The 26,444-nt window shown below is 37.3% G+C and carries 25 protein-coding genes and 2 pseudogenes; 22 read left to right on the forward strand and 5 right to left on the reverse strand.

Translation table 11 applies throughout. The features are described 5' to 3' along the window. The first annotated feature begins 202 nt into the window (after nucleotides 1–202). From queA to HX13_RS05635, 7 genes and pseudogenes are all read left to right on the forward strand, one after another. Nucleotides 203–1,252, forward strand: coding sequence for a tRNA preQ1(34) S-adenosylmethionine ribosyltransferase-isomerase QueA (queA, locus tag HX13_RS05605; protein ID WP_050020256.1), 1,050 nt, complete (start codon nucleotides 203–205; stop codon nucleotides 1,250–1,252). An 86-nt stretch (nucleotides 1,253–1,338) separates the two neighbouring features. Continuing rightward, complete coding sequence (gene rlmN, locus HX13_RS05610; RefSeq protein WP_050020257.1) at nucleotides 1,339–2,373, forward strand: 23S rRNA (adenine(2503)-C(2))-methyltransferase RlmN; 1,035 nt, start codon at nucleotides 1,339–1,341, stop codon at nucleotides 2,371–2,373. 71 nt (nucleotides 2,374–2,444) lie between these two features. Continuing rightward, on the forward strand, nucleotides 2,445–2,828 hold the full coding sequence (locus HX13_RS23505; protein WP_238555059.1) for a sterol desaturase family protein: 384 nt from the start codon (nucleotides 2,445–2,447) through the stop codon (nucleotides 2,826–2,828). A 25-nt stretch (nucleotides 2,829–2,853) separates the two neighbouring features. Continuing rightward, a complete protein-coding gene (locus HX13_RS23510; RefSeq protein WP_238555060.1) occupies nucleotides 2,854–3,399 on the forward strand; it encodes a sterol desaturase family protein in 546 nt (181 codons plus the stop codon). A 243-nt stretch (nucleotides 3,400–3,642) separates the two neighbouring features. After that, nucleotides 3,643–4,521, forward strand: coding sequence for a hypothetical protein (locus HX13_RS05620; RefSeq protein ID WP_050020258.1), 879 nt, complete (start codon nucleotides 3,643–3,645; stop codon nucleotides 4,519–4,521). Nucleotides 4,522–4,641: 120 nt separating this feature from the next. Beyond that, nucleotides 4,642–5,576, forward strand: a pseudogene (locus HX13_RS05625) (polyprenyl synthetase family protein). Between the two features lie 582 nt (nucleotides 5,577–6,158). Beyond that, entirely contained in the window at nucleotides 6,159–8,591 is a 2,433-nt protein-coding gene (locus HX13_RS05635; protein WP_050020259.1) for a thiamine pyrophosphate-dependent enzyme, read from the forward strand. A gap of 106 nt (nucleotides 8,592–8,697) precedes the next feature. Here HX13_RS05635 and HX13_RS05640 read toward each other — a convergent pair whose 3' ends face one another. Beyond that, nucleotides 8,698–9,081, reverse strand: coding sequence for a winged helix-turn-helix transcriptional regulator (locus HX13_RS05640; RefSeq protein ID WP_050020260.1), 384 nt, complete (start codon nucleotides 9,079–9,081; stop codon nucleotides 8,698–8,700). 165 nt (nucleotides 9,082–9,246) lie between these two features. On the opposite strand from HX13_RS05640, the gene HX13_RS05645 reads away from it, so the two are divergent. Next, nucleotides 9,247–10,308, forward strand: coding sequence for an NADH:flavin oxidoreductase (locus tag HX13_RS05645; RefSeq protein ID WP_050020261.1), 1,062 nt, complete (start codon nucleotides 9,247–9,249; stop codon nucleotides 10,306–10,308). Nucleotides 10,309–10,624: 316 nt separating this feature from the next. On the opposite strand, the pseudogene HX13_RS05650 reads toward HX13_RS05645, so the two are convergent. Further along, nucleotides 10,625–11,828, reverse strand: a pseudogene (locus tag HX13_RS05650) (aminopeptidase C). A 299-nt stretch (nucleotides 11,829–12,127) separates the two neighbouring features. On the opposite strand from HX13_RS05650, the gene HX13_RS05655 reads away from it, so the two are divergent. From HX13_RS05655 to HX13_RS25370, 10 genes are all read left to right on the forward strand, one after another. Further along, a complete protein-coding gene (locus HX13_RS05655; protein WP_050020262.1) occupies nucleotides 12,128–12,646 on the forward strand; it encodes an RNA polymerase sigma factor in 519 nt (172 codons plus the stop codon). Nucleotides 12,647–12,658: 12 nt separating this feature from the next. Then, on the forward strand, nucleotides 12,659–14,974 hold the full coding sequence (locus HX13_RS05660; RefSeq protein ID WP_050020263.1) for a T9SS type A sorting domain-containing protein: 2,316 nt from the start codon (nucleotides 12,659–12,661) through the stop codon (nucleotides 14,972–14,974). A 113-nt stretch (nucleotides 14,975–15,087) separates the two neighbouring features. After that, nucleotides 15,088–15,591, forward strand: coding sequence for a GbsR/MarR family transcriptional regulator (locus tag HX13_RS05665; protein WP_050020264.1), 504 nt, complete (start codon nucleotides 15,088–15,090; stop codon nucleotides 15,589–15,591). 70 nt (nucleotides 15,592–15,661) lie between these two features. Beyond that, nucleotides 15,662–16,006, forward strand: coding sequence for a hypothetical protein (locus HX13_RS05670; RefSeq protein WP_050020265.1), 345 nt, complete (start codon nucleotides 15,662–15,664; stop codon nucleotides 16,004–16,006). Nucleotides 16,007–16,013: 7 nt separating this feature from the next. Further along, on the forward strand, nucleotides 16,014–16,421 hold the full coding sequence (locus HX13_RS05675; protein ID WP_050020266.1) for a hypothetical protein: 408 nt from the start codon (nucleotides 16,014–16,016) through the stop codon (nucleotides 16,419–16,421). A gap of 143 nt (nucleotides 16,422–16,564) precedes the next feature. Beyond that, entirely contained in the window at nucleotides 16,565–17,035 is a 471-nt protein-coding gene (locus tag HX13_RS05680; RefSeq protein WP_050020267.1) for an SRPBCC family protein, read from the forward strand. A 10-nt stretch (nucleotides 17,036–17,045) separates the two neighbouring features. Continuing rightward, nucleotides 17,046–17,750, forward strand: a complete 705-nt coding sequence (locus HX13_RS05685; RefSeq protein WP_050020268.1) for a YqjF family protein — start codon at nucleotides 17,046–17,048, stop codon at nucleotides 17,748–17,750. 37 nt (nucleotides 17,751–17,787) lie between these two features. Then, a complete protein-coding gene (locus tag HX13_RS05690; protein WP_050020269.1) occupies nucleotides 17,788–18,687 on the forward strand; it encodes a TIGR01777 family oxidoreductase in 900 nt (299 codons plus the stop codon). A 51-nt stretch (nucleotides 18,688–18,738) separates the two neighbouring features. Then, entirely contained in the window at nucleotides 18,739–19,422 is a 684-nt protein-coding gene (locus HX13_RS25365) for an alpha-L-fucosidase (protein WP_262483495.1), read from the forward strand. Between the two features lie 28 nt (nucleotides 19,423–19,450). After that, complete coding sequence (locus tag HX13_RS25370; RefSeq protein ID WP_262483502.1) at nucleotides 19,451–20,182, forward strand: alpha-L-fucosidase; 732 nt, start codon at nucleotides 19,451–19,453, stop codon at nucleotides 20,180–20,182. 58 nt (nucleotides 20,183–20,240) lie between these two features. Here HX13_RS25370 and HX13_RS05700 read toward each other — a convergent pair whose 3' ends face one another. Beyond that, a complete protein-coding gene (locus HX13_RS05700; RefSeq protein ID WP_050020270.1) occupies nucleotides 20,241–21,119 on the reverse strand; it encodes a hypothetical protein in 879 nt (292 codons plus the stop codon). Between the two features lie 343 nt (nucleotides 21,120–21,462). Between HX13_RS05700 and HX13_RS05705 the strand changes: the two genes are divergently transcribed. The 4 genes from HX13_RS05705 to HX13_RS05725 all read left to right on the forward strand — a co-directional run bounded on the left by HX13_RS05705 (nucleotide 21,463) and on the right by HX13_RS05725 (nucleotide 25,040). Continuing rightward, nucleotides 21,463–21,726 carry a hypothetical protein gene (locus HX13_RS05705; RefSeq protein ID WP_238555061.1) on the forward strand — a complete coding sequence of 88 codons (264 nt, stop codon included), beginning with the start codon at nucleotides 21,463–21,465 and terminating at the stop codon, nucleotides 21,724–21,726. Between the two features lie 325 nt (nucleotides 21,727–22,051). Beyond that, on the forward strand, nucleotides 22,052–23,440 hold the full coding sequence (lpdA, locus tag HX13_RS05710; protein ID WP_050020272.1) for a dihydrolipoyl dehydrogenase: 1,389 nt from the start codon (nucleotides 22,052–22,054) through the stop codon (nucleotides 23,438–23,440). A gap of 157 nt (nucleotides 23,441–23,597) precedes the next feature. Then, nucleotides 23,598–24,092 (forward strand): hypothetical protein, encoded by a 495-nt coding sequence (locus HX13_RS05720; protein ID WP_128572198.1) that lies wholly within the window; start codon nucleotides 23,598–23,600, stop codon nucleotides 24,090–24,092. A 147-nt stretch (nucleotides 24,093–24,239) separates the two neighbouring features. Continuing rightward, nucleotides 24,240–25,040, forward strand: a complete 801-nt coding sequence (locus tag HX13_RS05725; protein WP_050020275.1) for a patatin-like phospholipase family protein — start codon at nucleotides 24,240–24,242, stop codon at nucleotides 25,038–25,040. 32 nt (nucleotides 25,041–25,072) lie between these two features. On the opposite strand, the gene HX13_RS05730 is transcribed toward HX13_RS05725, so the two are convergent. Beyond that, complete coding sequence (locus HX13_RS05730; RefSeq protein ID WP_050020276.1) at nucleotides 25,073–25,507, reverse strand: hypothetical protein; 435 nt, start codon at nucleotides 25,505–25,507, stop codon at nucleotides 25,073–25,075. A gap of 190 nt (nucleotides 25,508–25,697) precedes the next feature. Beyond that, nucleotides 25,698–26,402 carry an ABC transporter ATP-binding protein gene (locus HX13_RS05735; RefSeq protein WP_050020472.1) on the reverse strand — a complete coding sequence of 235 codons (705 nt, stop codon included), beginning with the start codon at nucleotides 26,400–26,402 and terminating at the stop codon, nucleotides 25,698–25,700. Nucleotides 26,403–26,444 lie beyond the last annotated feature (42 nt).

The following is a 26,444-nucleotide window of genomic DNA, read 5'->3' on the forward strand; positions in this document are numbered from 1 at the left end:
GATGTGTTGCTTTAATAACGATTGATGATCTGGTTTGCAGAAAGCTAAAATAAGCCTTTTTTCTTACCCCGGAGCCCCGTAAAAATACGGTTTTATGTTTCATTGTAAATAATACTTGACAAAGGGGGTATGAATATCGTATATTTGCACTCCGAAAATTACACCATGTAATTTCAATAATTTTTAAACCGTAATTTAAAAAATGAAAACATCAGATTTTAATTTTGATCTTCCTGCAGAATTATTGGCAGAACACCCATCAGAACACAGAGACGAAGCCAGATTAATGGTACTTGATAGAAAAACACAGACTATTGAGCATAAATTATTCAAGGATGTAGTGGACTATTTTGATGAGGATGATTTGTTTATCTTCAATAATACGAAAGTTTTCCCTGCACGTCTATATGGAAATAAAGAAAAGACAGGTGCTAAAATTGAAGTTTTCCTTTTAAGGGAGCTTGATAAAGAAACCAGAGTATGGGATGTATTGGTAGATCCTGCAAGAAAAATCAGAATTGGTAACAAATTATTCTTCACTGAAGATGAATCTTTGGTAGCTGAAGTAATTGATAACACTACTTCAAGAGGGAGAACATTAAGATTCTTATTCGATGGTTCTTACGAAGAATTCAGAGCAAAACTTAAAGAATTAGGAGAAACCCCACTTCCAAAATATATCAAAAGAGCAGTAGAGCCTGAAGATGCAGAAAGATACCAAACCATTTATGCCAAAGTAGAAGGAGCGGTAGCTGCCCCTACAGCGGGGTTGCATTTCTCTAAGCATTTGATGAAAAGATTGGAAATCAAAGGAATCAATTTTGCAGAAGTTACCCTTCACGTGGGATTGGGAACTTTTAACCCGATCGAGGTAGAAGACCTTTCTAAGCACAAAATGGAGTCTGAAGAGATCATCATCGATGAGAAAAACGCTGAAATCATCAATAAAGCGGTGGATGCTCACAGAAGAGTCTGTGCAGTAGGTACTACGACCATGAGAGCCTTGGAAACTTCAGTTTCTTCAAATAAAAAAATATCAGCTTTCAACGGATGGACTAACAAGTTCATTTATCCTCCTCACGAATTCGGAGTTGCGAATTCAATGATCACGAACTTCCACACACCGAAGTCAACTCTGATCATGATGATTGCTGCATTTGCCGGAAGAGACTTCGTCATGCATGCTTATGAAGAAGCCGTAAAAGAAAAATATAAATTCTATTCTTACGGTGACGCAATGTTAATCCTATAAAAAAGTAAAAAGAGCCAGGTTAAAAGTAGTACACGTCGAAATATCAGACTTAAAAACTTTTCACTTTAACCTGGCTCTTCAATATTATGAAAGATATCCGTACATTATCACTAGACCAGCTTAAAGACTATTTTGTGTCTTTAGGAGAAAAGCCGTTTCGTGCGAAACAGGTCTATGACTGGCTATGGAGTAAAAACCTCCATTCGATTGATGAAATGACGAATCTTTCGAAAAATCTTCGTGAAAGAATTTCCGAAGAATACACCATTAATCCTGTTTCTGTCGATCTTCTTCAGAAAAGCTCAGACGGAACCATCAAAAACGGAGTGAAACTTCACGACGGATTACTGGTAGAATCTGTTCTTATTCCTACAGAAACAAGAACTACAGCTTGTGTTTCCTCTCAGGTTGGCTGCTCATTAAACTGCGAATTCTGCGCTACAGCAAGACTGAAAAGGATGAGAAACCTTGAAGTGGCTGAAATTGTAGACCAGGTTGCCCTGATTGACAGCCAGAGTAAAATGTATTTTGACAGGCCACTTTCCAATATCGTATTTATGGGAATGGGAGAGCCGATGATGAATTACAAAAATGTAGTGGAAGCGATCAGGAAAATTACCCAGCCGGAGGGGTTGGGGATGTCTCCAAGAAGAATTACCGTTTCCACATCAGGGATTCCGAAGATGATGAAAATGCTTGCTGATGAAGAATTGCGCGTGAAGCTGGCCTTGTCACTTCATTCTGCTATCGAATCCAAACGTAATGAGATCATGCCTTTTTCAGATAAGTTTCCGTTGACGGATATTATGGAAGCTCTTCAATACTGGTATCAGAAAACAGGTTCCGTAATTACTTTTGAATATTGTGTATGGAAGGGTATCAATGATGGAGATGAAGATATCAAAGCACTTATCAGATATTGCAAACAGGTTCCGTCTAAAGTGAATCTTATTCAGTATAACCCTATCGGTGACGGGAAATATGACCAGTGCAACAAACAGGCTGAAGAAAATTATATCAGACAGCTTGAAAGTGCAGGAATAACAGTGATGGTCAGAAGAAGCCGTGGAGGAGATATTGACGCTGCCTGCGGGCAGTTGGCCAACAAAACAGCGGATTAAAATTTCCTTAAAAAAAACTTAAAACTCTCTTAAAACATTCCTTAAAATCCTACCTTTGCATAAAATTATGTATGATGATGGATTTTCTTATGAGCGAGGATGGGCTGGAAAATGTGTATGCGTGGGCCATTCCGCTACATGCAACGGTTATTTTAGCTGAAATGATTTATAGCCATGTTTCCGAAGCCAAATTGTATAGTGGTAAAGATCTTGCAACAAACATTTATCTGGCTTTGATGAATTTCGGCCTGGACCTTATCATGAAGGCTTTCGCCATGGGGGTAATGTTTTTCTTTTATCACCATAGGATTTTCTCATGGGATCTTAGCATCTGGTATCTGCTGGCTTGTTTTGTTATTACAGACTTCGCCTATTATGTGTTGCATTATGTAGATCACCGTTCCCGGGCATTCTGGGCGGTTCATATTACCCACCACAGTTCAGAATTTTTTTAATCTTACAACAGGCTTCAGAAGCCCTGTGCTGCAGCCGCTTTACCGGTATTTATACTTTTCACCGCTGGCATTCCTGGGGTTCAATCCTTGGCATATTATGGTAGCCTATGCGATCGGACAGGTATATGGAACATGGGTACATACACAAACTGTGAAAAGTATGGGTTTCCTGGAACATATTTTAGTCACACCTTCTCACCACCGTGTGCATCATGCATGTAATGTTAAATATCTTGATAAAAACATGGGCATGTGTCTCATCATCTGGGACAAGATATTCGGAACCTTTGAAAAAGAAGACCCTAACGTTCCCGTAAAATATGGAATCTATCCTAAAATGCCGGATAACAGACCGGATACCGTGCTTTTTTATGAATGGAGGAAGATCTGGAAAGACCTTAAACAGCCGGGATTGACATTCAGTGACCGCATTAATTACATTTTTAATTCTCCGGGATGGAGACATGATGGAACCGGGAAAACGGTCAGACAATATCAGAAAGAATATTTTGCAAGACAGGCAAAAAAGAAAGAACAAAAGGAAAATCTTGAAAAGCAGGTATCTGCCTAATTCAATATTTATATCAATAGAAATCTATAGGACGGGCTTTAGCCCGTTTTTTTGTGGAAAGAAGAGACTGCAAAGGCAAACAGGTAAGCGTACAAATGGTTCCTGCTAATAAAAATTTTTTTATAGATTATTTACAGCCACTAAATAAAAGAAACGTGGTTTGCGGCTGAGCATTTTTTGTCCGTTGAATCTGAACACCGTCTCCTCATACTTCCATTTAAACAGAATGCTTATTTTTGCCTTATGAAAAAAACTCTTCTGCTTTTTAGCTGTATTGTTTTCCAAACTGTATTTTCACAACAACTTGACTTCCTGAAAATAGGAAAGTACAGGCTCGGTTATCTGGATGATAAAGTCCGGGAAACTTCCGGCCTGACTATTTTTAACGGAAAAATCTACACCTTTAATGACAGTGGGAATGCTCCGGAACTTTTTGAAATCAGTAAAACATCAGGAGAAGTGGTAAAAACTTTACCTGTAAAAGGCAAAAATACAGATTGGGAAGCGTTAGCCAATGACGGAGCGAATTTCTATATTGGAGACTTTGGAAACAATGACGGAAGCAGGAGACACCTTAAGATCTTTAAAGTTCCTGTTCAAAATGACAGCCTGCGAAATGATCAGATTAAGGAGATCTTGTTCCATTATCCGGAACAAACCGATTATATTTCCAATTACTTTAACACGGACTTTGATGCTGAGGCAATGATTTTTGCCCACGGAAAACTTCATCTCTTTACCAAAGAATGGGCATCAAAAGGAACAGTACACTATGTGTTAGATCCTGAAATTTATGAAAAGCAGGAAGCTGTAAAAACAGAATCCTATAGAACCCAATATATGGTAACGGATGCGGCCTATTTTGACAAAAAGCTTTATCTGGTAGGATATACAAAGAAAACAGAAGTGTTTTTATATATTTTTACAGAGACTGAGCCGGGTGTATTTTTTAAAGAAAGCCCCAGAAAGTATTATCTGGGAAGTGCTACGGCAATCGGTCAGATTGAAGGAATAGCTGTGGATGAAAAAGGAGTGTATTTTTCAGGAGAAAAGTTTAAATATTCAATGATCCGGGTAAAACCATCTTTCTATTTTGTTCCCAAAGAAAAACTAGGAGATTAATTTTCCCTTAAAATTGGCCGAAAAAAATTATCTTTGTGATATTAATAATTATTCATCCAGCATTCGCAGATTGTGGCAAAAAACATTGTAGAAGAAATCAAGCAACCGATTAACGAAGAAATGAAACTTTTCGAGCAGAAGTTTTATGAATCGATGCAGAGTAAAGTGCCTTTACTAGACAAAGTAACCCGTTTTATTGTTACAACCAAGGGAAAGCAAATGCGTCCTATGTTTGTCTTCCTTTGTGCCAAAACTGGTAGGAGATGTTACGGAAAAAACCTATCGCGGTGCTTCAATGATTGAGCTGATTCATACCGCTACTTTAGTACATGATGATGTGGTGGATGAAAGCTTTAAAAGAAGAAATTTTTTTTTCTATCAACGCGTTATGGAAGAATAAGATTGCCGTATTGGTGGGAGATTATCTTTTGTCAAAATCAGTATTGTTATCTACAGATCACAAAGATTACGATTTGCTTGGAGTGATTTCGAGAACCATCCGTGAAATGTCGGAAGGAGAGCTGCTTCAGTTGGAAAAAGCAAGGAAACTGGATATTACGGAGGATGTTTATTATGAAATCATCCGCCAGAAAACTGCTACTTTAATTGCGGCTTGTTGTGAAATCGGGGTACTTTCTAACAGTACCGATGAAAATCTTGCCAAAAAGATGATGGACTTCGGAACCTATACCGGAATGGCTTTTCAGATTAAGGATGACCTCTTTGATTATCTGAGCTCTAACGTGATTGGTAAGCCGGTGGGGATTGATATCAAAGAACAAAAAATGACACTGCCTCTGATCTATACTTTAAAAAAAGCCGATGAAAAGGACAGGAAATATTATTTTAATACAATAAAGCGATATAATAACAATCCCAAAAGAGTTAAAGAGCTGATAGAGTTTGTAAAAAGTTCCGGAGGATTGGAATATGCAATTACAGTCATGAAAGATTTTCAACAAAAAGCGAAAAATATTCTGAATGAATTTCCGGATTCTCAAGCAAGAAAATCGCTCCACAGTATGCTTGATTACGTAATAGAACGAAAATTTTAAATACAATCATTATATAAATCGGAATAGATCATATTCCGATTTTCTTTTATAGAGAAGTATTTAGAATTTCAAAAGTTATTAATTTCAATTACAAGTGAGATAAATAATGATTTTATACTATTATATATTGCAAAAACAGAATAAAATTAATTAGAGTATTTTCAGCGTTACAATAATAACAGCTAAAACTATACAAAATAAGGCGATTAAAAAATAAATAATCTGCAATAGACTCAAACGTATATTCCCGCTTTTCACTTTTTGTTCTAATGGCCAGAAATGAAAAAAAACAGCTGAAGGCAAAAAGGATGCTGGCAAAACCGGCAAATTCGTCTAAATATGTACCCTGACTGATTTTAGTGATCTTCAGGGAGGTGATGATAATCAGGGAAAAGCCCAAAAGATTGCTGGATGCGTTCAGAATATGAGGCGACTTTTTTTCCATCTTTACAATTTTTTTTCAAAATAAAGTACAATTTTTTTTATTATCAAATTTTTAAAAAAGATTATTAAAAATTAAAATTAATTTAAAAAGTGTATATTAGCAAAATACTTGAAGAATAAAAACTTTTATACTTAGCTATGCAAACAACTTATATTGAAACACAGCAAATTTCCTTTCAAGATTTTAAAAATCAGATACTTGAGGATTACAAGTTGGGAAGGGTTTCTCGTGAAATGTCGTATCTTGGAAGAAGAGAAGTACTTACAGGAAAAGCTAAATTTGGAATTTTTGGCGATGGTAAGGAGCTGCCTCAGTTGGCAATGGCGAAGGTTTTCAGAAATGGAGATTTCCGTTCAGGGTATTACAGGGATCAGACTTTTGCATTGGCAGTAGGTGCTTTAACGGTGGAAAGCTTCTTTGCACAGATGTATGCAGATACAAATGTGGAAAGAGAGCCCGCTTCAGCTGGAAGACAGATGAACGGTCACTTTGCAACAAGAAGTTTGAATGAAGATGGAAGCTGGAAAGATCTTACGGCACAGAAGAATATTTCTTCCGATATATCCCCTACGGCAGGACAAATGCCGAGATTGTTGGGATTGGCACAGGCTTCTACCATTTATAAAAGTGTAACATTTGAAGGATCTGAAAAGTTTTCGAAAGGAGGAAATGAGGTTGCTTTTGGTACCATTGGAGATGCTTCTACAGCAGAAGGTCATTTCTGGGAAACATTAAATGCAGCCTGTGCACTTCAGGTACCTATGATTGTTTCTATATGGGATGACGGATATGGGATTTCGGTTCCTACGAAAAATCAAAGAGCAAAGGCAGATATAAGCGAAATGCTAAGCGGTTTCCAGAGAAAAGAAGGGGAAAAACAGGGATGTGAGATTATCCAGGTAAAGGCCTGGGATTATCCTGCATTATTGGATGCTTATGCTAAAGCAGAACATTTTGCAAGAACAGAAAGCATTCCTGTAGTGGTTCACGTGGTGGATGTTACCCAGCCTCAAGGCCACTCTACATCAGGGTCTCACGAAAGATACAAAAATGAAGAACGTCTTGCCTGGGAAGCAGAATTCGACGGATTGGCAAAATTCAAGGAATGGATTCTGAATTATTCTATTGAAATTGACGGAAAAGAAGAAGTTATCGCTACAGCTGAAGAACTGGATGCAATAGATGAAGAAGCGAAAAAAACAGCAAAAGCAGGACAAAAAGCTGCCTGGGACAACTATCAGAAAACTATTACAGACTTAATTCAATCCATTTTACCTTTAGTGGAAAACCTTAAAGGTCAGAATGCTGAAGTAGAAACTTATATTAACCAGTTTAATAAATTGGTTTCCAAAGCTAAAAAAGATGTCTTCCATTTGGCAAGAAAAGTGTTATTGGCTACAAGGGGAACTAATTCTGCGGAAAGAAACCAGCTGATGCAGAAATACAATGAGGTAGCTGAAATTGAAAAAGATAACTATTCTTCTCACCTGTATTCAGAATCTCAATGGAAAGCTGAAAATATCAAAGAAATCAAGCCGGTATATTCTGACAGTTCTGAAGAGGTAGACGGAAGAGTAGTGATCAGAAACAATTTCGACAAAATTTTCTCAAAATATCCTGAAACCTTAATCTTTGGTGAAGATACCGGAAACATCGGTGATGTAAACCAGGGATTGGAAGGAATGCAGGAGAAATACGGTGCATTGCGCGTCGCTGATACAGGGATTCGTGAAGCTACTATTTTAGGCCAGGGTATTGGTATGGCGATGAGAGGTCTGAGACCGATTGCTGAAATCCAGTACCTGGATTATGTTCTTTACTGTTTACAGGGAATGAGTGATGACCTGGCCACTGTACAATATAGAACTAAAGGAGGTCAGAAAGCTCCTCTGATCATCAGAACAAGAGGACACAGATTAGAAGGGATCTGGCATTCAGGTTCTCCGATGGCAGGAATCCTGAACCTTTCAAAAGGTATTTTAGTATTGGTTCCAAGAAACCTTACGAAAGCAGCAGGTTTCTATAATACAATGCTTCAGGCGGATGAGCCGGCCATTATCGTGGAATGTCTGAACGGATACAGATTGAAGGAGAAGCAACCTGATAACCTAGGTGAATTTACAGTTCCTGTAGGAAAAATTGAAGTGACCAAAGAAGGTACAGATGTTACTTTGGTAACTTATGGCTCTACATGGAGAATTGTAACGGAAGCAGCCAACGAACTGGAGAAATTAGGAATTTCTGCAGAGGTCATTGATATTCAGTCATTGATTCCTTTCGATTTATCTCATGAAATTGCTGAAAGTGTGAAGAAAACAAACAGACTGGTAGTAATTGATGAAGATGTGGAAGGAGGAACTACAGGATTTATTTTACAACAAATCTTAGAAAAGCAAAAAGCATTCAGATATCTTGATTCAGATCCATTAACCATTTCTGCTAATGATCACAGACCGGCGTATGCAAGTGATGGTGATTACTTCAGTAAACCATCTGCAGATGATATGGTAGAAAAGATTTACGCGATGTTTAACGAAGCTAATCCTCAGAAATATCCTGCGATATTCTAATTGAAATAAAAACAAACACCCGGGCTTCTAGAGTTTCTGAAAGCCCGGGATGTTTTAAGGAGTTCCTATAAAATAATCTAATGATCAGGTTAAAAAAATAAGACTATCAAATATTGACAGCCTTATTCATTTCTTTTTTTAATATAGCACAATCTCTCGAATGTACTCCTTTCACCTGATATTTTGCTTCCCATTCTTCCAGTAAATATAAAATAGGCAATAAAGCCAATCCTTTTTCTGTAAGAGAATATTCCACTCGTGGAGGGAGTTCTTTAAATTCTTCACGGATAACAAGTCCGTCCGTTTCCATTTCCCTAAGCTGATCGGTCAGTACCTTTCTGGAAATGACATTAATACGTACTGCTAATTCTCCGAAGCGCAGCTTCCGATCCTTGATCACCAGTACAATAATAGGTTTCCATTTGCTTCCCAATGCGGCCATTGCCTTGCCTAAAGGACAGCTGTATTGCATTAATTCATTCTTTTTCATAGGAAGATGTTCATTTTTAGCTTATACCAAACGGGATTTCATCCGTTACTTTGATGTTACTAATGTAAGTTACTGCAAAGTTACCACTATTTTTTTTATTAAGAGATACAAAAACGAACTATTATTAGTTACTTTGTGTAACAATTATAAAACATACATTTAAATATGAGCACATCATCATTATTTAAACCGTTTCAATATAAAAATTTACAACTTAAAAATAGAATCGTAATGGCTCCGATGACCAGAGCACAATCTGATAACGGAGTCCCTACTCAGAAAATTGCAGATTACTATGGTAGAAGAGCTGCTTCAGAAGTAGGTTTAATTCTTTCAGAAGGTACCGTAATCAACAGGCCAGGGTCAAAAAACCTCCGGAATATTCCTGATTTCTACGGGCAGGAAGCTTTAAACGGCTGGAAAAATGTAATTGATACCGTTCACCGGAATGGTGGTAAAATGGGACCACAAATCTGGCACGTGGGAGATACCAGAATGTCTGAAGAATATCCTCTTGTGGCAATGGAAAAGGCTTCTACCATGACGATCGAAGATATCCAGGATACCATAGCACAGTTTGCAGCTTCTGCAAAATCTGCAAAAGACCTTGGTTTTGACTGCCTTGAAATTCATGGAGCACATGGATACCTGATTGACCAGTTTTTCTGGGAAGTAACCAATACCAGAACGGATGAATACGGTGGTAAAACCCTGAAAGAAAGAAGCAGATTTGCCGTAGATGTAGTGAAAGCAATCAGGGCTGCAGTAGGAGAAGACTTTACTATTATCATCCGTCTTTCACAATGGAAACAACAGGATTATACAACTAAATTAGCGCTTACTCCAAACGAAATGGAAGACTGGCTACTGCCACTGAAAGAAGCAGGAGTAGATATTTTCCACTGCTCACAGCGTCGTTTCTGGGAACCGGAATTTGAAGGCTCTGATTTAAACTTTGCAGGATGGGCCAAAAAAGTTACCGGCCAGCCGACAATTACTGTAGGATCTGTTGGCTTGAACGGTGATTTCCTGAATGCCTTTGCGGGCCAGGGAACTGAAAAAAAGGACTTATCTGAGCTGATTAGAAGGCTGGACAATGAAGAGTTTGATCTTGTTGCGGTAGGAAGAGCCATCTTGCAGGATTACGAATGGGTAAAGAAGATCAAAGATGGGAATACTGAAGCCTTACTCGATTTTTCAGCGGAAAGTATGGGGGTATTATTTTAAGGTAAATATTTATTATTTCCATTTATTAGCATAATTCACTTTATTTTATATTTAATTTTCACCTATTTATTAAGAAACCCGGTTTCAGAATCCTGAAACCGGGTTTTATTTTTAGTCCCTGCATTGTATGCGGCTCCTAACTGCATTTTCACAGTGTAAGTAAGCAAAAAAACGCTAAAGAGCTTTGCAGAGTCCTTAGAAAATAGTAATCTGTAAGAATACAAAAAACAAACGCGCTCCCGGATTTTCCGGGAGCGCGTTCTTAACAGATTTAAATATCTAAAACTACCATCTCAGAAATGGCAGAAGTGATTTCTTATAAACCAATATTTTTAGTAGGTTTCAATTGCTTCAGAATGCTTTTTGGAATTGCATTTTTGTGAACCAGAATCGCTGTTGATTTATATTCCACATATGGTCTGGTTACATAAAGATATCCTGCAAAATCATTGGTAACTCCCCATGAATTTTTCACCATATAATATTCTTTACCGGTCTGGTCTTTTGCCAATCCTACGATATGCATGCCGTGATCATCAGTTGTAGAAAGGTTGTTAAGTGCCTTCTGGCGCATATCTTCAGTGATGGTTTTATCTTTTTTGGGCTCTGTGAATAAAGTTTGCTTGTTTTCAGCTGTGATCTGGTCCAAATCCATATCAGGAACATAAGCAACCCCGTTTTTGTAAGAGAAGTAGGGTTCAGAAACATCAGTAGCCCAACCTACAGAATAGCCTTTGGTTACTGCATTATCAATAATAGCCGTAAGGTCTTTCATCGGAACGTTCCAGTCAGAATCATGGCTCCAGTTATCAGGAATCGGAACTACAAATTTTTGATAATACGGATAATCCTTGTAAGAAGAGATTTCTACATAATCTTCAGGATTAATCCCTACAACTTCTTTGGCAAATGTTTTCGGAGTATAATTTTTTCCTTCATACGTAAAGTTGGCAGGCACTTTTCCTAAATACTCATCAAGAATAGCATCTACGGAATCCATCCAGTTGTCGGTTAGTTTTCCTTTCGATGAAGCCTGAACAAGGCTGTCCAGGACCGGTTTCAATTTACCCTGCATTTCTTTGAAGTTATTCGTAGTCTGGCCAGGTTTTAACCCTGAATATACATCCTGCGGAACCGCTCCGTATTTTTTATACATGTTGATGACATCATGAAGTTCACCACCGTCACCCCAGCTGATAGCGCCGTTATTTAAAACATAAAGCTTGGCTTTATCATGGTATGAATTTCTTGCAGTGAAAATTTCAGCAAGATCTACAGGTTTTTTGCCCATTCTCTGCATTTCAGATTCAAGGAAAGAGTTTCCTGAATAGCTCCAGCAGGTTCCTGATGAACCCTGGTTCTTTACTGAAGTCGCTCCAACGTCCTTTAGCGTAGTGAATTGGAAATTAGCATTTTGAGAGTGATTGTTTTTTTAATTTGTTGATGAGGTCATCCTGGGCAAACATCATACTTCCTGCAGACAAAACAAAAAGTAATGACGCAATTTTTACATTTTTCATTACTATAAAAAGATTATTTGTATTAATAGTCGTTATGTATAGAGATTTGTTACAAAAGGAAAAGTTAAATCTGAAATTGAAATTTTTTGTAAAAAATGCAGGAAAGATAAACCTTCAAATAAAATTTAAAAAGTAAATAATTGAAATTGGTAATGGTTCTGGAAAGTGACATATTATTTTCATCTTCATTTTGGGTTTTCTCAGCCTTATTATCTTTCTTTGTCTTTTATTGAAAAAGTTAACCATGTTTCCAACCCATCTGAACGTTTTTTGCATCTATACAAGTATAACGCCTCACTATGGAAAGAGAATTACTATTAGAATGTCAACGTAACAACCGCAATGCGCAGCGGAAAGTTTACGAAAAAATGGCGGGCAGACTGTACTCTGTCTGTAGACGCTATTTAAAAAGAGATGAGGATATTGAAGAGGTATTGGCTGATACCTTCTATAAAATCTTTATGAAAATCGGCCAGCTCCGGAATCTTGATACATTTGATGCATGGGCAAGGAAGATTGCCGTCAATGAATGCCTGCAGAAACTGAGAACAGATAAAGCATTATTTATTCCTTTGGAAGAAAGCCTTGTGAATGCTCCGGAAGGGAGTACAGAGCATATTTCTTTTGAAAAAGACATACTGAATCTTCTCAATTTCCTACCTGAAGGCTGCCGCGCTATTTTTAACCTTTTTGCCATAGAAGGATACCCTCATAAAGAAATTGCAGCGATGCTTTCCATTAGTGAAGGAACATCGAAATCCCAACTCAATTTTGCAAGGAAAAAATTACAGGAACTTTTGATCAACCAGAACGTTTAAACTTTTACAACAATGGAAAATAATCATAATATAGATCAACAATTCAATGAAGCTTCGAAGCTTTCAGAAGAGCCGACAGTATTTCCCGGTTTTGAAAAAGTTTGGACTGCAGTTGAAGAAAAGCTCGATAAGAAAGAAGAAAAAAAGAAGAGTATTCCTTTCTGGCTTCCCTATGGAATAGCTGCAAGTTTGCTGATAGGGTTAGGAACGTTTTATTTTCTGGATAAAAATGATAAGACAGAACCTGTACAGCCGGCAATAACTGGGAACGATAAGAACTCCATGCCTGCAGAACAAGTTAAAAAGATTGATAGCACAATAAAATATCATCTTCAGGATAAAACTATTTCCCCTTCAGTACCGGTCATTGCCTATGAACCTGCTTCTGTTACAATAAAAGAACCTCTTTCTTTTTCTTCAAAACCGGTTTTACCGGAAGTTCAGGAAAATAGTTCCGGAGATGAAAAGATGTTGCATGAAGATACTTTAAAAAGGCAAAACATTGAGGAAGTTGCCATGGTTGCTCCCCGAATGTCAATTCGGAAAGAAACAGTTGTCACCAATGCATCAACAATGCTGATTGCTTCTACAGACAAGGAAGTAATGAGACCTTCAGCATCAGTAGCTCCTCTGAGAGGAAGTATAGCCGGAATAGAAACCTCTTCCGCTACCAGGGGAAAAGAAGAAATACGCATCCGGGGAGCGGCGGGTATTGATGGCAGGTTTACAGGTCCCTTATATGTTATCGATGGAATTCCCGTAGGGCAAAAAGGAGGAGTTCTTTCCATGCTGGAATCTGAAAAAATTAAAGAGGTAAAAGTAATCAAAGGGACAGAAGCTGCAGCTTTGTATGGAAGCCGGGCTCATAATGGAGTGGTAATCATTACCACAACAGGATTGTCTCAATCAGAAGTGGAAGTATTGAAGAAAATGGCTTCAGAAAGCAGTGGGGAAACTATAAAAGAACCTGAAGAACCGGAAAAAGAACTTCCGGAAGCAGGTCAGCTGACCGCCGGAGAAGTCAATGATTTTTCTAAATGGGATTATTGGAAGGATATTGCAGCCCCTTCTCTTGACCTGTATAAACAGACATGGAAGTTGTTTCCGGACAGGAGGGCGTCTGTTCAACTGGTGAATAAAGACGGTAAACCGGTAGCAGGAGAAAGCCTTACATTACTGGATGACAGGAAAAACGTGATCTGGGAGTCTGTTTCGGATAATCTTGGAAATGCGGAACTATGGATTGGGGCCATGATGAATGAAAACCTTTTGAAAATGAAGCCAAGGAAGTATTATATAGCTGATGAAACAGGACAAATTATAAGCACGAATGTTAAGGAATTTAAAAACGGCCAAAATCTGATTGTACTAAACAGACCTTGTTTGGAAAAACGTACATTGGATCTTGCTTTTGTAGTAGATGCCACAGGCTCTATGGGAGACGAGATTTCTTATCTTCAGTCTGAGCTTTTGGATGTTTTGAAAAAAGTGGAAAGCAAGCTTAAAGGGACAAAAGTAAGATATGGTTCAGTTTTTTACAGAGACCAGGGTGATGAGTATGTAACGCGTAAATTTGATTTTTCAGATAACGCTGAAGAACTGGTGAGCTTTATTAAAAAACAAAAAGCAGCAGGTGGGGGAGATACTCCTGAAGCTGTGACAGAAGCACTTCAGATTTCTATTGATGAATTGAAATGGAGCAGTGAAAATTCAACTAAAATCATGTTTTTAATTCTGGATGCACCACCTCATCAATCGGAAGAAAATACAAAAAAGCTGTATGATAAAATAAAAATGGCAGCTCAAAAAGGAATTACTATTATCCCGCTGGCTGCCAGTGATACAGATAAAGAAACAGAATACCTGATGAGGACTTTTGCTTTGCTGACCAACGGAACCTATACTTTCCTTACCAATGACAGCGGAATTGGAAATCATCATATAAAGCCCTCAGCAGATTCTTATGAAGTGGAAAAACTGAATGATTTATTATTGAGGCTGATTCTCCAGAGAGCCACTTTACCGAAATGTGGACCAGGAATTTCCAATGAAAACATCAATAAGAAAATGGAAACTGAAATACATAATCAGAAGAATACCCAAACTGTAGTGTTCCCTAATCCGACAAAAGGGCCTCTACAAATAAAGACAAAAAACAGGATTGAAGAACTTTTCGTCTATGATGTGGCGGGTAAAATTATCATGAGAAGAGAAAACCTTGAAGCAGATAAGAACACCATTGATCTGACCTCTTATCCGCAGGGGGTTTACCTGGTCCGGGTGAAAACCAATGCAGAATGGGAAACGTTTAAGATCATTAAAAATTAGGATATAAAGCAGGCATTCACAGGATGTCTGTTTTATTTTAAAATTTATTTTCAAAAATTATTGAAAATTCAAAAAATATAATTACATTTGTATCAGACATTAATTATATACAGATGCAGCTTTCAGAGGCAAAAGAAAAATACATTCAGACCTGGGGTACTTTTGCGACCAATTGGGGAATCAACCGTACAATGGCACAGGTACATGCATTGCTTTTGGCAAGCGGTAAGCCTTTATCTACTGACGAAGTAATGGATGAGCTGGAAATTTCAAGAGGAAATGCCAATATGAATCTTCGTGCTTTAATCGATTGGGGTATTGTAAGAAAAGAATTTATAAAAGGGGACCGGAAAGAATATTTTGTAGCTGAAAAAGATGTGTGGTACCTCTTTAAACAGATTACCAAAGAACGAAGAAAGAGAGAGATAGAACCGGTAATTTCCTTCTTGGAAGAATTAAAAGATATTGAAGACAAAGATTCAGAGGAAGCAAAAGAGTTTATCAAATTGATGAACGATTTTAGTTCTGTAACCGGAAAGATCAATAATATTATGGATCTTGCAATCAAAAGTGATGATCACTGGCTGGTAGGGAAAATTACCAATTTATTAAAATAGAAAGGGGATGTAAATCCTTTTTTATTTCAAATAAATTTTCAAAAATTATTGAAAATACAAAATATTTAAAATGTTCAATATTCTTTCATATATCATTTTTCTGGGGATCACTTCCTACATCACCATCCATGTGGGAAAGAGATGCTACTGTGAAGGAAAAGCTTATCTGAAATACCTGCTCCACGATGAAAGCCTTTGTCTCACTATTAACAGGATCCTTCTTGGGAGTTATTATCTGCTGAATCTTGGTTATATCGCAATAAGCCTCGCCTCCTGGGAAAAGATCAGCAGTCTGGAAGAAGTGGTGACAATAACTGCAGTCCGGACCGGAAATATAATCCTTATTCTTTGTATTCTGCATTATCTGAACCTACTGGCACTCTATTTTTTGAGAAAAAAAATAACCTTAAAATAATATAATTATGACAGCTACAGTTTTAACCGCCACGTACAACTTTTCAGCGTACATGATTTATTTACCCATTGTCATTACCCTTACGATTCTGGTATCACAGTTTTTGTTTAAAAATTCCAAAGCATTTATGATCGATATTTTTCACCAGAAGAAAGATATTGCCATGGCTACAAATTCACTTTTTAAAATTGGCTTTTACCTTTTAAACATCGGTTTTGCTTTATGTATTATTGAGTTTTTTCAGATCGAAACCGTAGAAAGGCTGGTAGTGGCTTTAAGTAAAAAGATCGGAGGTTTTTCCATTTATCTCGGACTGATGATGATTTTGAATTTGTTATTGTTTCTGAAAGGCCGTAAACATGCTTTAAACAAAGAAAAACAAATCAATATAAAATATGAAAACCCTGATATTTAAAATCTGGATGTATGTTACTTTCAGATTGCAGCACAAAAGAACAAAAGGTGATTTCCTGAATTTATAAAATGAAACACAGTGGGAACCTTAAGTAATTTTTTTAGGTTAATGATTATCTGTTCAAGCAAAATAAATGTTAAAATATGCCTCGGATTTATTTAGAAACCCTGATTAATGCCGATATAAACATCGTTTTTGATCTTGCCCGGAATATTGATTTACATCAGAAATCAACAGCAAGAACCAATGAAAAGGCAATTGCAGGACGTACCTCAGGACTGATTGAAGAGAATGAGACCGTAACCTGGAGAGCCAGACATCTGGGAGTATATCAGCAACTGACTACTAAGATTACCAGCATGAAAAAACCGGAACAATTCACCGATGAAATGCTGAAAGGAGCTTTTAAATCAATGCATCATCAGCATATCTTTAGAAAAAAGGAGGACAAAACCATAATGATTGACATTTTTGATTTTGAATCTCCATTGGGTATCATAGGAAGTTGTTTCAATGCAGTTTTTCTTACCGGTTATCTGAAGAAATTTCTGTTAGAACGGAATGAATTAATAAAAACCACAGCAGAAGCCGGAAATTCTAAAGTGAATAACTAAAACACGACAAATGAATTTTTTAAAAGCAGAATGGCGCAAATTAGCCATTATCAATTACGAGATTAACCCAGAAATCCTGATGAAATATCTTCCTGCAGGAACAGAACCGGATTTTTATAAAGGAAAATGCTACCTCAGTGTAGTTGGTTTTATGTTCTTAAATACAAAGCTGTTAGGAATTCCTATTCCTTTTCACCGGAATTTTGAAGAGGTAAACCTCAGGTTTTATGTAAAGAAAAAAGAAAACGGGACCTGGAAAAGAGGAGTGGTTTTTATCAAAGAAGTTGTTCCCAAACCAGCTTTAAGTTTTGTAGCTAACGCTGTCTATAAAGAAAATTATCATACCATGCCGATGAAGAACCTCATTCATGAAAAAGAAAATGAACTGCTGATCAGATATTCATGGAAGGATAAAACCTGGCACTCCATTCAGATCACTGCAGAAAATGAAGCAAAAACTATGGAAGCCGGTTCAGAATTCGAATTTATTACAGAACATTACTGGGGATTTACGAAGAAAGAAAACCAGACTTCCACTTATGAAGTCTGCCACCCGAAATGGAAAAGTTATCCGGTGAAAGATTATCAATTGACACTTGATTTTGCTACAATGTACGGAAAAGACTTTGAATGTCTGAACTATCAGGAACCCATTTCTGTAATGCTTGCAGAAGGTTCTGAAATTGAAGTGAAAACAAAGAAAAGTACTTTATAAAATTAAAAGAAAACTTAAATTTTAAAACCCCTGAAAGATGAAAATAATCATAGCAGGCGGTACAGGCTTCCTTGGTGAAAATCTGGAAAAATATTTTACAGAAAAAGGAAATCAGGTATATATCCTCAGCCGGAACCCTAAACGTCATAACGAAATCTGTTGGAATGCAAAAACAACAGGAAAATGGGTAGATATTCTTGAAAATGCAGATGTTTTGATCAACCTTACCGGGAAATCTGTCGATTGCAGGTATCATGAGAAAAACAAACAGGAAATCTATTCTTCAAGAATAGACAGTACCCAGATATTGCAGGAAGCTGTTAACCGTTGTCTGCATAAACCAAGAATCTGGCTGAATGCCAGTTCGGCAACAATTTATGTGCATTCCGAAAAACATTTGAATACAGAAGCAAACGGCATTATAGGAGATGATTTTTCAATGAATATCTGTAAGAGTTGGGAAGAAGCTTTTTTTACAACAAAACACAGCGAAGTAAGAAAAGTGGCATTAAGAACTTCCATTGTGTTCGGTAATAACGGTGGAGCCCTTCCCAAGCTGAAAATGATTACTAAAATCGGTCTGGGAGGAAAGCAGGGACGGGGAAATCAGATGGTAAGCTGGATTCATATTGATGATTTTTGTAAAGCCGTAGAATGGATAATCAATAATGATCACATTTCAGGAGCAATCAATATCACAGCTCCCGGTCCTGTAACCAATGAAACATTGATGATGACACTCAGGAAAAAGTTACAAATTCCGTTTGGACTGAATGCTCGGGTATGGCAGCTGGAAATAGCTTCTCTGTTTTTGAACACGGAAACCGAATTATTACTGAAAAGCCGTCACGTTTATCCTGAAAAACTTCTGCAAAGCGGATTCCTGTTTTCTTATCCCGATCTGGAATCTGCGATGGAAAACCTGCTGAAATCATAATACTTGCGGATCTGTAAAAGGATAATTAAATTAGCGGAAACTATTTCCGTAATGCCTGTAAGACAAAACTCCAAAAAACTGTTCTTTTTACCGCTTTTGATAAGCTCTGCTCTGTTTTCTCAGGCACATAATGTATCGGACGGATATCAGAAACCGGAAGATCCTCTTGTTATCAGAAATCTGGAAGAATGGCAGGACCTGAAGTTCGGACTGTTTATGCATTGGGGAACCTATAGCCAATGGGGGATTGTTGAAAGCTGGAGCCTCTGCCCGGAAGATGAATCGTGGACCCGGAGAAATCCTGAACACGGAAAGTCGTATTATGAATATGTGAAAAATTATGAAAATCTTCAGAGCACTTTCAATCCGACTCAGTTTGATCCCCAGAAATGGGCAGACGCCGTAAAGAAGGCCGGAATGAAATATGTGGTTTTTACAACAAAGCATCATGATGGTTTTGCGATGTTTAATACCAGGGAGTCGGATTATAAAATAACCTCATCCAAAACACCGTTCTCAAAAAATCCTAAAGCGGATGTCACCAAAGAGATTTTCAATACTTTCAGGAAAGAAGGTTTTAAAATTGGAGCATATTTTTCAAAACCCGATTGGCATTCCGATGAATACTGGTGGTCTTATTTTCCTCCCAAAGACAGAAACGTGAATTACGATCCCACAAAATATCCTGAAAAATGGGATCGCTTTAAAAAAGTTTACGTTCAATCAGCTGAATGAAATTACATCCAATTATGGTAAAATAGATATTCTCTGGCTGGACGGAGGATGGGTCCGTCCTTTCCGTACCATTGATCCGAAAGTAGAATGGCAGCGCACCATCAAAGTAGAACAGGATATTGATATGGACAAAATCGGGAATATGGCCCGTAAGAATCAGCCGGGAATTATTATTGTGGACCGTACCGTTCCCGGGAAATGGGAAAATTATGTCACACCTGAGCAGGCCGTTCCCGAACATGCACTTTCTATCCCATGGGAAAGCTGTATTACCATGGGAGATTCCTTTTCTTATGTTCCCAATGACCATTATAAATCGTCTCAGAAAATTATAGAAACCCTTATTAAAATTATTTCAAGAGGGGGAAATTATCTGATGAATATAGCTCCCGGACCCGGCGGGGATTTTGATGCCATTGTCTATAACCGGTTGAAAGAAATCTCCGGTTGGATGAAGATTAATCAATCTGCTGTTTTTGCAACAAGGACTTTGCCTCCTTATCATGAAGGTGATTTTTATTATACCCAAAGTAAAGACGGTAATACACTCAATATATTCCATCTGGATGAAAAAGCGGAATATCAGGCACCGGCGGATCTTTCCTTTTTACTCCCCGCAAAATGGACACCAAAGTCATTAACAATTCTGGGAGTTTCATCCAAAGTTCAATGGGAAAGAAAAGGAAACAGGATCTATGTGAAGCTTCCGGAAGAGAGAGCAGCACTAAAATATGCCACAGTGATCCGGATCAGACGGTAACCGGAAAGTAAAAAAGAGCAGGAATACACCTGCTCTTATGAAAAAGAAGCTGATTAATTTAATACTTTCGGGCTAATAACAGGTTGAGAAGGAAAGTTCCGGCCCAGTTACTGTTGTTTCCATTAATTCCGATAAAATCAATACGGGCAACAGATACCGTTAGCCTGGTTTTTCCCCCGGTTCCGTTGTTGGCAAGGCTTACAAACGATGCTGTAAATACATCAGGAAAGCTGGAATTATTTCCTGCTGTGAGAATCGGATACATATTATTGACATTGAAAGGAGCACCTTGATATTCATACACAATCATCATTCTGCTGGCATTCGCATAATTGGCGGTATGGGCATATGTTGTAGAAGATTTGCTCACTACCCACCATGTATCTGTTCCTGTTCCGGTATCATAAGCGGTATTGGTATGATTGGTCCAGTCTGCAACCGGTGAGGAAGCATTGGCATGAGGCGGTATGGAAAGCTGTGCCCCATAGATTTCCACATTACTTGGCTTAGGAAGAACCGTGAAAGACATATCCCAGGTTCCGCCAGCAGTGTTACTGTTGTTCACCACTTCAGCATAGGCTCCCGTAGGAATTACAAAGCTGGCAACGGGAGTATTATCGATTCTTAAAGTATTACCACTTGAAGCCTGAAGAGTAATGCCGGACGCAGATATATTTTTGATTTTGTAAATTCTTCCGGTATAACTTGTTGTTCCGGTTCCGATAACAGGAAGCGTAAATGTAGTATTTCCGGTTCCGTTGTAAGTTATATAATGATCTGTTGCCAGGATAGAGTAGGTGGTTGCTGTAACTTCTTTGTAGCCGGCTCCCAGTGATCCATTAATTGCTAAAGTACTGTTGGGTGTTAAAGTATTAATACCAACCTGGGCATTTAAAAACAGTCCCCAAATCAAAAAAATTGAAAAGATTTTTTTCATATTATTTGTTTTAAATTGTTATTAATATAAAATTATGAAAAATCAGTTATATGTAATCTTTGCTTAAGATTTTTATTGCACTTGAATAAATCATAATTTAGTGATATTTGTAATTGAAACTCCAAAGGATAGAAACTTTTGAACATTCTGTAATATATTCGTATAAATTAGTGGGTATTACCAATAATTTTAACTTTTTAAATATAAATCATAAATAGAGTTAAATAAGATAAGTTGGCAGAGAGATGTAATTATTGGTATGATCTATGCATTTAATTATTAAACCGAATGAATTCAATTAATTCATTATCATTAATTGAATTCATTTTAAAATATGAACATTATGAAAAAGTTATTTATTTCAACATTGTTGTTATTAGGTTTATCATCCACTATTTTTGCCCAGAAACATCCTCCGGTTCCTCCACATCCGTCAAAAAACGAGATGATTAACCTTAAGATGAAGGAACTGGATAAAAAGTACAATACGGAAAAGAAACTGATCCTGAATCATCCGCTTGCAACCAAACAAATGAAGAGAGATCAGATGAAAGCTTTGAATGAAAGGTATAAAAGAGAGAAACAATTGTTAAGAAAGGTAAGATAGAATAAAAAAAAGAGCATATTAATTTGCTCTTTTTTATTTTAAAGTAAGCATTGTCTTTTCATTATGATATTGAATAAGAATATACTCTCAGTTATTGGGTCGGAACAGCCGTTTCTCTACATTTTATACGGCAGTAGACAGAGGAAATCAGGTGTTTTTCTATTGAATAATAATTTATAGTGAGCATGGACAGAAAATCAGAACAAACATCCCTGTGCCATATTAACAATGAAAAAATAAGGTTTGGTATTCAGTAAATATGAAAACAGAGAAGCATCAAACATCCAATATTTTTCCTTAAATTCGCATAAAAATTTTTAAAGTAATGAATTACGATATTATTGTCATTGGAAGTGGTCCTGGTGGATATGTTACTGCGATCAGAGCAGCACAATTGGGTTTCAAAACCGCAATTATCGAAAAAGAAAACTTAGGAGGAATCTGTCTGAACTGGGGATGTATTCCAACAAAAGCTTTGTTGAAATCTGCTCAGGTTTTTCATTATATCAACCATGCTGAAGATTATGGTTTGAATAAGGTTGAAGCAAGTTTTGAGTTCCCGAACGTTATTCAGAGAAGCCGTGGGGTTGCCAGCAAAATGAGCAAAGGGATCGAGTTCTTAATGAAAAAGAATAAAATTGACGTAATTCTGGGTACTGCAACAGTACAGAAAGGTAAAAAGGTTTCTGTTACTGATAAAGATGGTAAAGTAACTGAATATTCAGGAAACCATATTATCATCGCTACAGGAGCGCGTTCAAGAGAATTACCCAACCTACCACAGGATGGTAAAAAAGTAATCGGATACAGACAGGCACTTTCTCTTCCTGAGCAGCCGAAATCTATGATTGTTGTGGGTTCAGGAGCGATTGGAGTAGAATTTGCCGATTTCTATAATACAATGGGAACAAAAGTAACGATTGTAGAATTTATGCCAAATATTGTTCCTGTAGAAGATGAAGAAATTTCTAAGCATTTAGAAAAATCCCTGAAAAAATCAGGAATCGAAATTATGACCAATGCTTCAGTAGAAAGTGTTGATACAAGCGGGGAAGGCGTAAAAGCTACCGTAAAAACAGCGAACGGAAACATTACGCTTGAAGCTGATATCCTGTTATCTGCTGTAGGTATTGCTGCCAATATCGAAAACATTGGTTTGGAAGAAGTAGGAATCCAGACAGACAAAGGAAGAGTATTGGTCAACGAGTGGTATGAAACTTCTGTACCGGGTTACTATGCAATCGGTGATATCATCCCGACTCAGGCCTTGGCTCACGTTGCTTCTGCAGAAGGAATCACTTGTGTTGAGAAAATCAAAGGAATGCACGTAGAAAAAATCGACTATGGTAATATCCCTGGATGTACATATTGCCACCCTGAAGTAGCATCTGTAGGTCTTACCGAAAAACAAGCTAAGGAAAAAGGATACGAAATCAAAGTTGGTAAATTCCCTCTTTCTGCAAGTGGAAAAGCTACGGCAAACGGAAATACAGATGGATTCATCAAAGTAATCTTTGATGCTAAATATGGAGAGTGGTTAGGATGCCACATGATTGGTGAAGGCGTAACGGATATGGTGGCTGAAGCTGTTGTAGCAAGAAAGCTGGAAACTACAGGCCACGAGATCATCAAGTCTATCCACCCGCACCCAACCGTTTCTGAAGCTATTATGGAAGCTGCTGCCGCTGCTTACGGTGAGGTAATTCATATTTAATTCTGATACAATATTATATAAAACAAAAGCTCAGTTTTCTGAGCTTTTTTAATTAATCACATAAAAAAAAATAATCTTTTCAGTAGGGATCTTTTGCTTTACTTCTGTTTTTTCCCAGGAAAAAGAAAACAAAAGATATTTCCCGGCAGAATATGTTTTGAAAAGTGCCGGTGACACCATCAAGGCTAAAGTCCGGAATACCGGCATGTATACCAACAAAAAATACTCATTTGCTACCATCTTATTCAAAATGAAAATGATGGATGAAAATGGAAATACAACCTGGGTTCCCATAGATAAGGTGAGGTATATAAAAATTGTAGATGAGAATAAGCTGCCTCATGAATATTTTGCCTCAACGGATAAATTTATTCAGGAAAAAGGATTGGTTGAGGTGGTTTATGAAGGAAAAAACATCAACTGGTATAAAGCGTTTGATAATTCGATTCTATCACCAGGTGTTCAAATTATTTATTATCTGGTAGATAAAAATAAAAATATTCTCTACCAGGAAAAGCCTTTCAGTGACTTCAGAAACAATTTAAAAAAGCTGTTTAAAGATCGTCCGGATCTTCAGGAAAAACTCAAATCGGCGAAGACTGAAAAAGAACATGCAGAGCTTTTACAACTGTATGACGAAGCATTAGAGTAATTTTCAGGATGAAATTAAGCACTTTGTAGTCTTCTGTTCAAAGGAGAAAGCAAAGGCTGACTCTTGTTTTTGTTAAAATAATTTTAAAATCGGCATATTTATAAAAATTAATCTGATTATCTCACTCTGTTTTCTTAAATTTATTCTATGAATTTTGATAAAGTAGGGCTTGTATTATCAGGAGGCGGTACCAAAGGGATCGCTCACGCTGGAGTATTAAAATTCTTGGAAGAAAAAAATATAGAAATTGACATTCTGGCCTGCTGTAGCGCAGGTTCTATTGTAGGTTGCCTCCATGCAATAGGAAAAACGCCAAATGAAATCATGGATTTTTTCAATTCTGTGTATTTTTTTAACTGGAAACATTTTACATTTAATCAACCGGGTCTTGTTTCTTCTATTATATTCAGGAATTATCTTAAGCCTATCTTTCATGATATGAAATTGGGTGATTTGGATATAAAAGTGAAAATTGTAGCCACCGAACTGGTTTCAGGAACACAGAAAATTTTTGATGACAACTTTGAAATTGTGGACGCAATTATAGCGTCATGTTCTATTCCGGGAGTTACCACTCCTTATATAATCGGGGATGAAATGTATTGTGATGGAGGAGTACTGAACAATTTTCCGGCAGATATCATCAGAGACGAATGTGACCGGCTGATCGGTGTATTTGTATCCCCCCCGAATGAAGCGAAAATTCAGGACCTGAATTCAATCAAAGCTATTGTATCCCGTTCCTATGACCTGCTTTCTTACCGGGTTGAGAAAGTGAAATTTGATTATTGCGACTGGTTTATTTCCTCTCAGAAATTAGCAGGCTACGGAACCTTTGAACGGAAAAAGGACAGGCTGGAACAGATTTTTAATATCGGATATAAAGCGGCAAAAGAAAGTTATGAGAGTAGCCGTTTCCTGACCCACCTGAGACAATCCGGAACATAAAAATAAAACCTGCACATCGCAGGTTTTAATTTTTAATTCTTAACAATCTGTCCGTCTTCCCTTACCACTTCACGGTCGTTTTCATCTGTTACGGTTAATGTATAAGGGGCTTTTTTAGCAGAATCTGTAAGATAATTTCTCCATACTTGATAAGTGTGGCCGGCATTACTAAAGCTGATATAATAATTGCCTCCGCTGCCATCAGGGATAAGTTCTCCATCACTGATAATCATACTGGGTTTCGCTGTAATTTTTGAATTGGCATTCCAGGATTGATACAGGTATTTACCGTTTGGCTGTTTATCGATTCTTATTTTAAACTTTTTAGTTTTAATAATCACTGTCTTAGGTACTTTTTGGAAAGTAGCATGAGAGACGGTGGTATTGGAGTTATCCGGAATCTCTTTGGCGTAGGCAAAAGAAAATTGCGCTAAACAGAAAGTTCCTAATAAAAGCTGTCTGATCATGATATTGGTTATTGGTTAACAGTTCAGATTCCATCAAATATGAAGCCATTGTCCTGTGAGAAATAAAATTATATGTTCACTGAGTAGTGCTTTCAAAATTTCACACAGATGACGCAGATTGACACAGATGTTTGGGGGTATTTTTTGCTCTCGCTTTTGGTAGTTTAAATCAAAGGCAGATCCTTTAGTGTTAGTTTGAAATTGCAGTATAGCTTGCAAAAGCCTCTTCCAGACTGTTGAATTTCCCTTTAAATTCATCAATAGGGCAGTCCTGGAGAATATTTCCTTTATGGATAAGAATAACCCTTGAACAAAGCGCTTCTACTTCCTGCATAATGTGTGTGGAAAGTAAAACTGTCTTCTGCTGGCCAATTTGCTTCACCACATTTCTGATTTCAAGAATCTGATTCGGGTCTAATCCATTGGTCGGTTCATCCAGGATCAACAGATCCGGCTGATGGATGATGGCTTGTGCCAGGCCTACACGTTGTTTGTACCCTTTTGATAATTGGCCGATTTTTTTTGATTTCTCAGGAGTAATTCCTACCAGTTCAATAACTTCTTCTACTCTGGATTCAGGAATTTTATGAATGTTGGCTACAAACTGAAGGTATTCTTTTACATACATCTCCAGATAGAGCGGATTGTTTTCAGGAAGAAAGCCTATTTTTTTCTTGGCTTCAATCTCGTGTTCCGTAATATTTTGCCCGTTAAAGATAATCTCACCCTGATCAATTTTTAAAGCCCCAACAATAGATTTCATTAGGGTTGACTTTCCGGCACCGTTAGGGCCCAGCAGTCCAATGATCTCATTTTTGTCAATGGTAATATTGATGTTGTCAAGAGCTGTCTGTTCACCAAATTTTTTAGTTAAATCGATTATCTGAAGCGGCATAATTGTAATGTCTTTCTGCAAAAATAAAATAAAAAAACTCAT

The sequence above is a fragment of the Chryseobacterium sp. P1-3 genome (assembly GCF_000738495.1).
Taxonomy (GTDB): Bacteria; Bacteroidota; Bacteroidia; order Flavobacteriales; family Weeksellaceae; genus Chryseobacterium; species Chryseobacterium gallinarum.

Bases quoted from the DNA above. Each gene is read 5' to 3' on its own strand.
- queA (WP_050020256.1), top strand. From the start codon at position 203: ATGAAAACATCAGATTTTAATTTTGATCTTCCTGCAGAATTATTGGCA.
- rlmN (WP_050020257.1), top strand. From the start codon at position 1,339: ATGAAAGATATCCGTACATTATCACTAGACCAGCTTAAAGACTATTTT.
- HX13_RS23505 (WP_238555059.1), top strand. From the start codon at position 2,445: ATGATGATGGATTTTCTTATGAGCGAGGATGGGCTGGAAAATGTGTAT.
- HX13_RS05620 (WP_050020258.1), top strand. From the start codon at position 3,643: ATGAAAAAAACTCTTCTGCTTTTTAGCTGTATTGTTTTCCAAACTGTA.
- HX13_RS05635 (WP_050020259.1), top strand. From the start codon at position 6,159: ATGCAAACAACTTATATTGAAACACAGCAAATTTCCTTTCAAGATTTT.
- HX13_RS05640 (WP_050020260.1), bottom strand. From the start codon at position 9,081: ATGAAAAAGAATGAATTAATGCAATACAGCTGTCCTTTAGGCAAGGCA.
- HX13_RS05645 (WP_050020261.1), top strand. From the start codon at position 9,247: ATGAGCACATCATCATTATTTAAACCGTTTCAATATAAAAATTTACAA.
- HX13_RS05655 (WP_050020262.1), top strand. From the start codon at position 12,128: ATGGAAAGAGAATTACTATTAGAATGTCAACGTAACAACCGCAATGCG.
- HX13_RS05660 (WP_050020263.1), top strand. From the start codon at position 12,659: ATGGAAAATAATCATAATATAGATCAACAATTCAATGAAGCTTCGAAG.
- HX13_RS05665 (WP_050020264.1), top strand. From the start codon at position 15,088: ATGCAGCTTTCAGAGGCAAAAGAAAAATACATTCAGACCTGGGGTACT.
- HX13_RS05670 (WP_050020265.1), top strand. From the start codon at position 15,662: ATGTTCAATATTCTTTCATATATCATTTTTCTGGGGATCACTTCCTAC.
- HX13_RS05675 (WP_050020266.1), top strand. From the start codon at position 16,014: ATGACAGCTACAGTTTTAACCGCCACGTACAACTTTTCAGCGTACATG.
- HX13_RS05680 (WP_050020267.1), top strand. From the start codon at position 16,565: ATGCCTCGGATTTATTTAGAAACCCTGATTAATGCCGATATAAACATC.
- HX13_RS05685 (WP_050020268.1), top strand. From the start codon at position 17,046: ATGAATTTTTTAAAAGCAGAATGGCGCAAATTAGCCATTATCAATTAC.
- HX13_RS05690 (WP_050020269.1), top strand. From the start codon at position 17,788: ATGAAAATAATCATAGCAGGCGGTACAGGCTTCCTTGGTGAAAATCTG.
- HX13_RS25365 (WP_262483495.1), top strand. From the start codon at position 18,739: ATGCCTGTAAGACAAAACTCCAAAAAACTGTTCTTTTTACCGCTTTTG.
- HX13_RS05700 (WP_050020270.1), bottom strand. From the start codon at position 21,119: ATGAAAAAAATCTTTTCAATTTTTTTGATTTGGGGACTGTTTTTAAAT.
- HX13_RS05705 (WP_238555061.1), top strand. From the start codon at position 21,463: ATGAAAAAGTTATTTATTTCAACATTGTTGTTATTAGGTTTATCATCC.
- lpdA (WP_050020272.1), top strand. From the start codon at position 22,052: ATGAATTACGATATTATTGTCATTGGAAGTGGTCCTGGTGGATATGTT.
- HX13_RS05725 (WP_050020275.1), top strand. From the start codon at position 24,240: ATGAATTTTGATAAAGTAGGGCTTGTATTATCAGGAGGCGGTACCAAA.
- HX13_RS05730 (WP_050020276.1), bottom strand. From the start codon at position 25,507: ATGATCAGACAGCTTTTATTAGGAACTTTCTGTTTAGCGCAATTTTCT.
- HX13_RS05735 (WP_050020472.1), bottom strand. From the start codon at position 26,402: ATGCCGCTTCAGATAATCGATTTAACTAAAAAATTTGGTGAACAGACA.